7 protein-coding genes are annotated in these 9,342 nt (G+C 38.0%); 2 read left to right on the forward strand and 5 right to left on the reverse strand.

Annotated elements, in window-relative coordinates; genetic code table 11:
- Positions 1-195: 195 nt before the first annotated feature.
- The 4 genes from IV84_RS08370 to groES all read right to left on the reverse strand — a co-directional run bounded on the left by IV84_RS08370 (position 196) and on the right by groES (position 5,772).
- Positions 196-1,419 (reverse strand): glycosyltransferase family 4 protein, encoded by a 1,224-nt coding sequence (locus IV84_RS08370; protein WP_080945555.1) that lies wholly within the window; start codon positions 1,417-1,419, stop codon positions 196-198.
- Positions 1,420-1,679: 260 nt separating this feature from the next.
- Positions 1,680-3,515, reverse strand: a complete 1,836-nt coding sequence (locus IV84_RS08375) for an APC family permease (protein WP_056986410.1) — start codon at positions 3,513-3,515, stop codon at positions 1,680-1,682.
- A 299-nt stretch (positions 3,516-3,814) separates the two neighbouring features.
- Entirely contained in the window at positions 3,815-5,455 is a 1,641-nt protein-coding gene (gene groL / locus IV84_RS08380; RefSeq protein WP_046872398.1) for a chaperonin GroEL, read from the reverse strand.
- Between the two features lie 32 nt (positions 5,456-5,487).
- Positions 5,488-5,772, reverse strand: coding sequence for a co-chaperone GroES (groES, locus tag IV84_RS08385; RefSeq protein ID WP_046872397.1), 285 nt, complete (start codon positions 5,770-5,772; stop codon positions 5,488-5,490).
- 185 nt (positions 5,773-5,957) lie between these two features.
- On the opposite strand from groES, the gene IV84_RS08390 reads away from it, so the two are divergent.
- Positions 5,958-6,614, forward strand: coding sequence for a CPBP family intramembrane glutamic endopeptidase (locus tag IV84_RS08390; RefSeq protein ID WP_056986412.1), 657 nt, complete (start codon positions 5,958-5,960; stop codon positions 6,612-6,614).
- Position 6,615: 1 nt separating this feature from the next.
- Here the strand turns inward: IV84_RS08390 and IV84_RS08395 are convergent, their stop codons facing one another.
- A complete protein-coding gene (locus tag IV84_RS08395) occupies positions 6,616-7,239 on the reverse strand; it encodes a redox-sensing transcriptional repressor Rex (RefSeq protein ID WP_046872395.1) in 624 nt (207 codons plus the stop codon).
- A 122-nt stretch (positions 7,240-7,361) separates the two neighbouring features.
- Between IV84_RS08395 and IV84_RS08400 the strand changes: the two genes are divergently transcribed.
- Positions 7,362-9,302, forward strand: a complete 1,941-nt coding sequence (locus IV84_RS08400; RefSeq protein WP_046872399.1) for an ABC-F family ATP-binding cassette domain-containing protein — start codon at positions 7,362-7,364, stop codon at positions 9,300-9,302.
- The last annotated feature ends 40 nt before the right edge of the window (positions 9,303-9,342 follow it).

The raw sequence follows: 9,342 nt of genomic DNA on the forward strand, positions 1-9,342 counted from the left end.
TGAAGACAAGTGAACTGCTTGGCTTCAAATCATGCCACCCCGTTCCAGGCCAAGTGAGTCGGAGAACGGCAATTAACCTAATTTCAGTTGACTAAGCTACTTAATAGCAGTAACTGAAGTCATTTTGAACCTGCAACCTTTAGAAAATAATCGTAAAAAAACCGTTCAGCTTCTAAACTGAACGGTTCACAACGATTATTTTTTTGATTGTTTTTTTTCTTTACCAGCGTCAGCCGGATCATTTTTTTCTGCCTTATCAGTTTGTTTTTGATCTGCTTTTATTTTTTCAACACGCTTCTTTTCTTCTCGTTCACTTTCCAAACGATTACTTGTATCTTTGGAAGTGGTGGATGTTACAATTTTTTGAATCCAGTTTAATAATGGTCGTCGATTTTGACCGGCTAACCCGATTGCTTCAACAAAGAGCTCCAAACCGATTAGAATTCCGATTGTTAACAAAATCGAACCCCAAATTGGAGAAATTGGATAAAGTAATGCAATAAACGAAAAAATCAACGAAATTCCATAAATAACAAAAACTGTTTGGCGATGCGTTAATCCCATTTGCATCAGTCGATGATGCAAATGACGTTTATCAGCATGGGCAATGGATTCCTTATTCAGAATTCGTCGAAGCATTGCAAAAACAGTATCGGTAATGGGAACTCCTAAAATCATAACAGGAATGATAACTGAAATAAAAGTTGCATTTTTCAATCCCGATAGCGAGAAAACTGAAATCATAAACCCAATAAATAACGCGCCAGTATCCCCTAAATAAATTCGCGCGGGAAAAAAATTATATGGTAGAAATCCAATTTCTGCAGCAACTAGTGTAAAGATCATAATTACAACATACATATTGGTTGTCGGCAAAAAGAATAATCCAGTAATTCCAGTTGTAAAAAGTGCAATGATCGATACTCCGGTGGCCAGACCATCCAAGCCGTCAATTAGGTTGATTGCATTTGTAATTCCAGCAATCCATAAATATGTAATTGGGAAACTAAGCCACCCTAGCCCAACGGTTCCTATAAAAGGAATCGTCAGTGTTGTCATTCGGACATTAGCAAACACAAAAACTTCAATGGCTGCTAAGGAAATTCCAATCATTTTCTGATACGGTTTAAGCACAAAAATATCATCAATCACACCGGTCAATATGATAATACATTCTCCTCCGAAAATTCCCCATAACTGTTTTGTAGGAATCTGGGCTCGCAAAAGGAAAAAAGTGGAAAAATTAAAGGCAAGAAAAATAGCTAAACCGCCCATTGTTGGCATTGGAACTTTATTTACCCGTCTTGCTGAAGGCTCGTCAACCGCCCCCACCTTAAAGGCGAGTCGTCTAACAAACGGAGTTAGAACAGCAGAGATAATCGCTGTCGCAAATAAACTGACAATAATTTCAAATCGCATGCTAGACCTCTTTTCTAGGAAATATCTAAAGGCTATTTTAGAACAAAATCCCTCCAGACACATTTCAGCTAGATTAATTAATAAACCACTAAAAATATTAAGCGTTTAATCTAGTTACTATAATTATTATACAAATCCCCTCGCCGTAACACAAGCGTAACTAATGATACCACTTACACATTAAATCAAACAAAAACTGGTAGTGTTAAAATTCACAACACTACCAGCTCTATTAAAGTTTATAAATTAATGATCGATTATTACTCGTTTAAATGATAATTATAGGTTGAAACAATGATATTCTCTCGTGAGTTCAAAGCTGCTCTTAAACGCAAACCAGTTTGGTTATGCAGAACATTTTGCCAAGGTTTACGAGGAACAAACTGTGGCACAAGCACTGTTGTCGTATAATTGCGTTCCGAAGCTCGCCGCGCAATCACATCACAGAAACGCAAAGTTGGATTGGCAATTGAACGATATGAGGAATGGATATCAACGAAGCGAACATCTGGATATTCTGCCTTAAATTCCACAGCCGTTTTATGTTCTTTTTTAGGATTGGAATCAAACGAAACATGCATCGCAATTACGTAGTCCCCCATTGAACGGGCATAGTTAATTGCCCCAGAGGTTACACGCGTCACATTGCTGACTAACACAATGACGGTTGACCCATCGTAATCATGTAACTGAACCTTACCCTTGGCTGCAATTCGCAACTGTTCAGCAACTTTTACGTAGTGCTGATGAATCTTGTAAAACAATCTGAGTAGCAACGGCATAATAATTAAGTAAGGCCAAACGTTTGCAAAGTGTAAGAAGAATAAACAAACGACTAACCCAAATGATAATGCTGCTCCTAATAAGTTTGCAGACGATTTAAGCAACCAGTGTCCTGTTCGTTCACGGAACCAGTGAATGATCATCCCTGACTGAGAAAGCGTAAAGGGAACAAACACACCAACCGCATAAAGGGGAATAAGTAGACTAGTTTGACCATGAAAAATCAAGATCAATACAATCGCGCCAACTGCTAACGAAATAATTCCATTTGAATAACCTAGACGATCGCCACGATCCATATACGCATGAGGCATAAATTTATCTTTGGCCAAATTGTAGGCTAGCGTCGGAAAGGCGGAAAATCCTGTATTAGCGGCCACTGCTAAAATAAGTGCGGTCGATAATTGCAATAAATAGAACAGTAGCCCATGACCAAACATAGTTTCACCAACTTGTGCAAGAACTGTTTGATGACCATTGGGTAAAATACCACCAAAATAACTTAAAACTGTAATTCCGGCAAAGAAAATAGCCAAAATAGTTGCCATAATTGTTAACGTTGCGGCAGCATTTTTTCGTCTTGGTCGTTTGAAGTTGGGTACAGCATTACTAATAGCTTCGACTCCAGTTAAGGAAGAAGATCCTGCAGATAGTGCCCTTAAGAATAGCACCATTGTCATTCCAGGAACCGCTGTCCCCACCTTGGTTACTGCATGGGTTACAACACGCCCGGTAATAATGTTAAAGAATCCAATTCCGATCATAATCGTAATGATGACAATAAACAAATACACTGGAAAAGTTAAAAACGAAGCGGAATCACGTAAACCACGTAAATTCAAAGCCATAATTCCAAGCACGATTACAATTGCAAGCGGAATTGCATATGCCTGTACACTGGGAATAGCCGAAGTGATCGCTTCGGTTGCAGAAGTTACACTAACAGCGACTGTCAACATATAATCAACCAGTAACGACCCACCAGCAACTAATCCAGCTGATTGTCCCCAGTTTGTGCTAGCAACCACGTAGGCGCCACCACCTGAAGGATAAGCTTGAATAATTTGACGATAAGATATCGTAATCGCAAACAACAGAACTAAAACAATTCCTGCAATAGGCAAAGCATACCACGTTGCTGCAGCTGAAAGAACCAGCAAAACTGAAAGAATTTGTTCCGTCCCATACGCAACAGATGATAAAGCATCAGAAGACAACAACGCTAAAGCCTTAAACTTAGTTAACGCCTGTCCGCCTTCATCTAAAGTTTTAAGCGGTTTACCAATTAACAGTCTTTTTAGATAATGCCACATGTCATAATACTCCTCTACAAAAATAAATTAACCCGAGTCAATAACTCGGGCAATACAAATCAAAAGTAAGTTTACTACAAATGAGCACGTTAAGCTATATCAATTTTCATAATTTCAGTAACCTGCTCGCTGTCCATTCAAACACATATGCGAATGAAGTGCAACCTTTAAATTCATGGTTTTATCCACGCTTGTTTCAAAAATTTTCAGAAAACAAAAAAACTTTCAGAACTAGGTTTTCACCCAATCCAGAAAGTTTCCTAACTATATTAGTTATTTTTATTTATTTAAATCTGAGCTTACATCATACCGCCCATGCCACCTGCTTGTGGTTGAGCGCCTGTGGCAGCAGCACCGCCATCATCTTTTGGTTCTGGTTTGTCAGCAACAACAGCTTCAGTTGTTAATAGCAAAGCTGAAACACTGGCTGCATTTTGGAGAGCAGAACGAACAACTTTAGTAGGATCAACAATTCCTGCATCGACCATATTCTCCCACTTGCCAGTAGCAGCGTTATAACCAACCCCTGGCTTTTGTTTCTTCAAGTTTTCTACAATTACAGAACCCTCTGCACCAGCGTTCTTGGCAATTTGACGAACTGGCTCTTCAAGAGCACGTCTAACAATATTAATACCAGTATTTTCGTCGCCTTCTGCCTTAAGGTTAGCAATAGCAGGAAGTACATTTACTAATGCTGTACCACCACCGGATACAAAGCCTTCTTCAACAGCTGCACGAGTTGCATTCAAAGCATCTTCGATTCGATATTTCTTTTCTTTTAATTCAGTTTCTGTTGCAGCACCAACTCTAACAACGGCAACACCGCCAGCTAATTTAGCTAAACGTTCTTGTAGTTTTTCTTTGTCAAAGTCTGAAGTTGTATCAGTAATTTGTTGTCTGATAGTAGCTACACGTTCTGCAATTTTATCTTTATCGCCGGCACCTTCAACGATTGTTGTGTCGTCTTTTGTAACTGTAACCTTGTTAGCTTGACCTAATTGATCAATTGTTGCATCTTTTAAGTTTAAGCCTAAATCATCCGTGATTACAGTTCCACCTGTTAATGTAGCGATATCTTCAAGTTGAGCCTTACGACGGTCACCAAAGCCAGGAGCCTTAACAGCTACAACATTGAATGTACCACGCATCTTGTTCAAAACAAGAGTTGGTAAGGCCTCACCTGTAATATCATCAGCAATGATTAACAGAGAACGACTTTGTTCAACAACTGATTGAAGGAGTGGCAAAATATCTTGAATATTGCTGATCTTCTTATCAGTAATCAAAATATATGGATTATCTAAATCAGCTTCCATCTTATCATTGTCAGTAACCATGTATTGTGACATGTAGCCACGATCAAACTGCATACCTTCAACAACATCAAGGGTTGTATCTACACCACGTGATTCTTCAATTGTAATGACACCATCGTGACCAACCTTTTCCATTGCATCGGCAATCAATTTACCAACTTCTGAGTTAGCAGCTGAAATGGAAGCAACTTGGGCAATATCATCTTTTGATTTAACTTCATGAGACATCTTATGAAGTTCATCAACAGCTGCCTTTGTTGCACGTTCAATCCCACGACGAATGCCAACTGGATTGGCACCAGCAGTGACGTTCTTCATACCTTCGTTTACAATTGCTTGTGTCAAAACAGTAGCAGTTGTTGTCCCATCACCAGCAATATCATTAGTCTTTGAAGCAACTTCAGAAACTAACTTAGCACCCATATTTTCAAAATGGTCTTCAAGATCAATTGACTTAGCAATTGTTACACCATCATTTGTAATTGTAGGTGAACCGTATGATTGTTCCAAAACTACGTTACGACCCTTTGGACCAATTGTTGATTTAACAGTATCAGCTAATTTGTCGACACCTTTTAACATCTTTGTTCGTGCATCTTCAGAAAATTTGATTTCTTTTGCCATAAAAATTTCACCTCATTAAATTTATTTTTTAGTTAATCAATGATTGCAACGATATCTTTTTCGTGCAATACCAAATATTTTTTATCTTCATATGAAACTTCGGTACCCGCATACTTGTCAAAAATAACGGTATCACCTGTTTTAACAGATGGTGCAACTTTTTCACCGTTATCTAACACGTGTCCTTCACCCACAGCAACAACTTTACCGCTTTGTGACTTTTCCTTAGCATTACTTGCAAGGACAATTCCACCAACGGTTTGTTCTTCTTCTTCCTGTGCTTCTAATATCACGCGATCTCCTAATGGTTTTAACAATATGAATCCCTCCATTTATTTATACTTTTACTATTTTTAGCACTCTCAACGTCTAAGTGCTAACAACAGTATTTACTATATCATTCTCATCACAGAATGCAAGCATTTCACTGACCTTTTTTGACAAACAACTTCAAGACCCCGGCAAACATGCTATACTATAGGAACAATTATGAGGTGAACACATGAAATTAGAAAAGAAATCTATCTATATATTAATTACGTATTTAATCGTTTATCTTTTGCCAAGCATTCTAAATAGCTTCTTTAAATTAACGCATCCCGAAATCTTTAACATTCAAATTGTTGATTACTTAGCTGGTGCTTGCATTTTATGCTACTTGGCATTTCATGACATGCCAACTAATCTTCCAGAAAAAAGACGCCGTTCTGTTGGACAAAACCTCATTTGGGGAATTTTAGGTTTTATTTTCGTAATTGTCTTGCAAACCATTATTTTACGGTTAACAATTCAATCAGGCGGTAATGCAAGTTCGCAAAATACAACCGATCTGCTATCAATTGTGAAGAATTATCCCATCTATGCCCTTATCATCATCATAGGAGCTCCTATCATGGAAGAAATTGTTTTCCGTAAAGTTCTTTTTGGTAATCTCGCCAATTTGTTAAGCTTTATTAATCCTAAAGTTGCACAAATCCTTACAGCTCTTATTTCCAGTGGCTTATTTGCCTTAGCTCACTCTGATGGTCATTTCATTTTGTATGGCGCAATTGGATTGTGGTTTTGTTGGCTTTACCACCATACAGGACGCATCCAAACATCAATGATGGCGCATATCTTAATGAACTCTTTGGTTGTATTACCAATTCTCGGACTGTAACTCAGTCGTGATTAATCGCGTAAATTAAGGTTTGCAATTCATTAGTCAGATCAATATTTTGAATATGTACTGTTTGGGGCACTGAAACACGAACCGTTGTAAAATTCATAATTCCTTTAATGCCGGCCTGCACTAACTTATCCGTGACTTCTTGCGCAATCGCTGCTGGAATTGTAATAATGGCAATCTCAATTTGTTGATCTTGCAGTTGTTCTTGCAACTGTGTCATGCCATAAACGGGGACATTGCTTTGAATAGAGCCAATTATGGTCGGATTAATATCAAATGCCGCGCTAATGCGGACATTACTATTTTTATGGAAATTAAAGTTTAAAAGCGCATGTCCCAAATTTCCTACACCAATTAGGGCTACGTTTGTAAGTGTATCCTGATCAAGGATTTTCTTAAAAAAATCAATTAGTTTGTGCACATCATACCCATATCCACGCTTTCCTAACGTTCCAAAATAGGAAAAATCGCGTCGAATTGTCGCCGCATCAACTTGAATGGCCTCGGCTAATTCTGTTGAAGAAACTCGCAATTTGTTTGCACTCAATAAATTATTTAAATAACGATAGTATAAGGGTAACCGTTTTGCAGTTGCCTCCGGAATTTTGGTTTCCATTTTAAAGAACCTCCAAATGAACTTTGTGAATAATTAACAAAGTTAGTTTACCACTTTCCCAATAGGAACCAAAACTTAAAAACAAACGCTTTATAAACCAATTAATGAAAGGACACATGATTGTGATTTTACTACAAGCCCAAAATGTCAGTCGAGAATTTAGTGGAGAACAACTATTTTCACAGATCACCTTTGATATCCAAGAACAGGATCGAATCGGTCTTGTTGGCAGAAATGGTGCAGGAAAAACTACCCTTCTAAAAATGCTAATCGGTCAAACTCAACCAGATGAAGGCCAAATTATTACCAAAAAAGGATTATCAATCGGCTATCTTGCCCAAAATCAAGGCCTAAATACAGATAATACAATCTGGAATGAACTTCTAACCGTATTTTCCGAAGTAATTGCTTTAGAACAAGAAATTCACAAGCTTGAAGCCCAATTAGGCGATCCCAAAATCATCGCAAACCCTGAGAAATTTAAATCCTTGTCTAATTTGTATGATCAAAAGCAACAAACCTTTAAAGCTAAAAACGGGTTCGGCTATCAAGCAGAAATTCGTGGCGTTCTAAATGGTTTTAGTTTTGGTAAGGAATTCTATGACCGCTCAGTTAATTCGCTCTCTGGTGGTCAAAAAACCAAATTAGCTTTGGCAAAATTGCTGTTAGAACAACACGATTTATTAGTTTTGGATGAACCAACAAACCATTTGGACATGGATACTCTTGCCTGGCTTGAAAAGTACATTAAGTCTTACGACGGAGCCCTATTAATCGTGTCACATGACCGTTATTTTCTCGATCATGTTGTAACCCGAGTCCTCGACTTAGACCAGCAAACCTTGTTTTCTTATACCGGAAATTATTCAGATTATATTGATAAAAAGGCTGCCCGTCTCAAGAGCGAATGGAAAACTTACGAAAAACAACAAACCAAAATTGATAAGTTACAAGATTTCGTCAATAAAAATATTGTTCGTGCCTCAACAACCAAACGGGCTCAAAGTCGACGAAAACAATTGGAAAAAATGACAGTGCTTGAACGTCCCAATTCCGATGATGCCGAAATGCATTTTCACTTTGCAGCGAAGCACCCTAGTGGCAACGTTGTTCTCACTGTAAAAGATGCTGCAATTGGTTATGAAGCAGATCACGTTTTATCCGCACCCATCAATATTGATTTAACCAAGCATCATGTCCTGGGAATTGTTGGGCCAAACGGAGTCGGTAAATCAACTCTATTAAAAAGTATTCTTGGACTGATTCCGTTTCTTAGCGGCACCCAAAAACTGGGAACTGGTGTAGAGATTGGTTATTATGATCAAGAACAACATAATTTAGACGATCGTAAAACAGTTTTGAACGAGCTTTGGGATGAACATCCATTAGTTCCTGAAAAAGATATTCGTTCATTATTAGGCAGCTTCTTGTTTTCAGGTGATGACGTCTCAAAACTAGTTAAAAATTTAAGTGGCGGCGAACGTGCTCGCCTGCTTCTAACCAAGTTAACAATGCAAGCCGATAACTTCCTGATTTTGGACGAACCAACTAATCATTTAGACATCGATAGTCGTGAAGTCCTTGAAAATGCCTTAAATGAGTTTGATGGAACAGTTCTCTTCGTTTCGCATGATCGGTATTTTATTAACCGGGTAGCTACAGAGATTCTTGAAATATCACCTAATGGTAGTCAATTATTCCTGGGTGATTACGATTACTATGTAGCAAAAAAAGAAGCTCTAAATACAAAGACAGATTCTAATGATGGGGCCAGCAAAGCAGAAAGCAACGCGACCTCAAAAAAACAAACCTATCAAGCTTCAAAAGATGCTCAAAAGGCACAGCGAAAATTACAACGTGAAATTGAAAAGCTTGAAAAGCAACTCGATACTTTGTCAGAAGCGGAAGCTCAGATTCAAACAAAAATGGCGGAACCACAAAATTTTAATGACCATCTAAAACTTGAAGAACTTCAAACAAATTTAGACAAAACTCAGGCCCAAATTACTCAAACTGAAAATGAGTGGACGTCTAAAAGCGAACAACTTGAATCTCAAAATTAAAACATCATCGAATCGAGTAGGAGGTAGTTGATTAATTCAA

Origin of the sequence: Pediococcus damnosus, assembly GCF_001437255.1 — a bacterium.
Classification (GTDB): Bacteria; Bacillota; Bacilli; order Lactobacillales; family Lactobacillaceae; genus Pediococcus; species Pediococcus damnosus.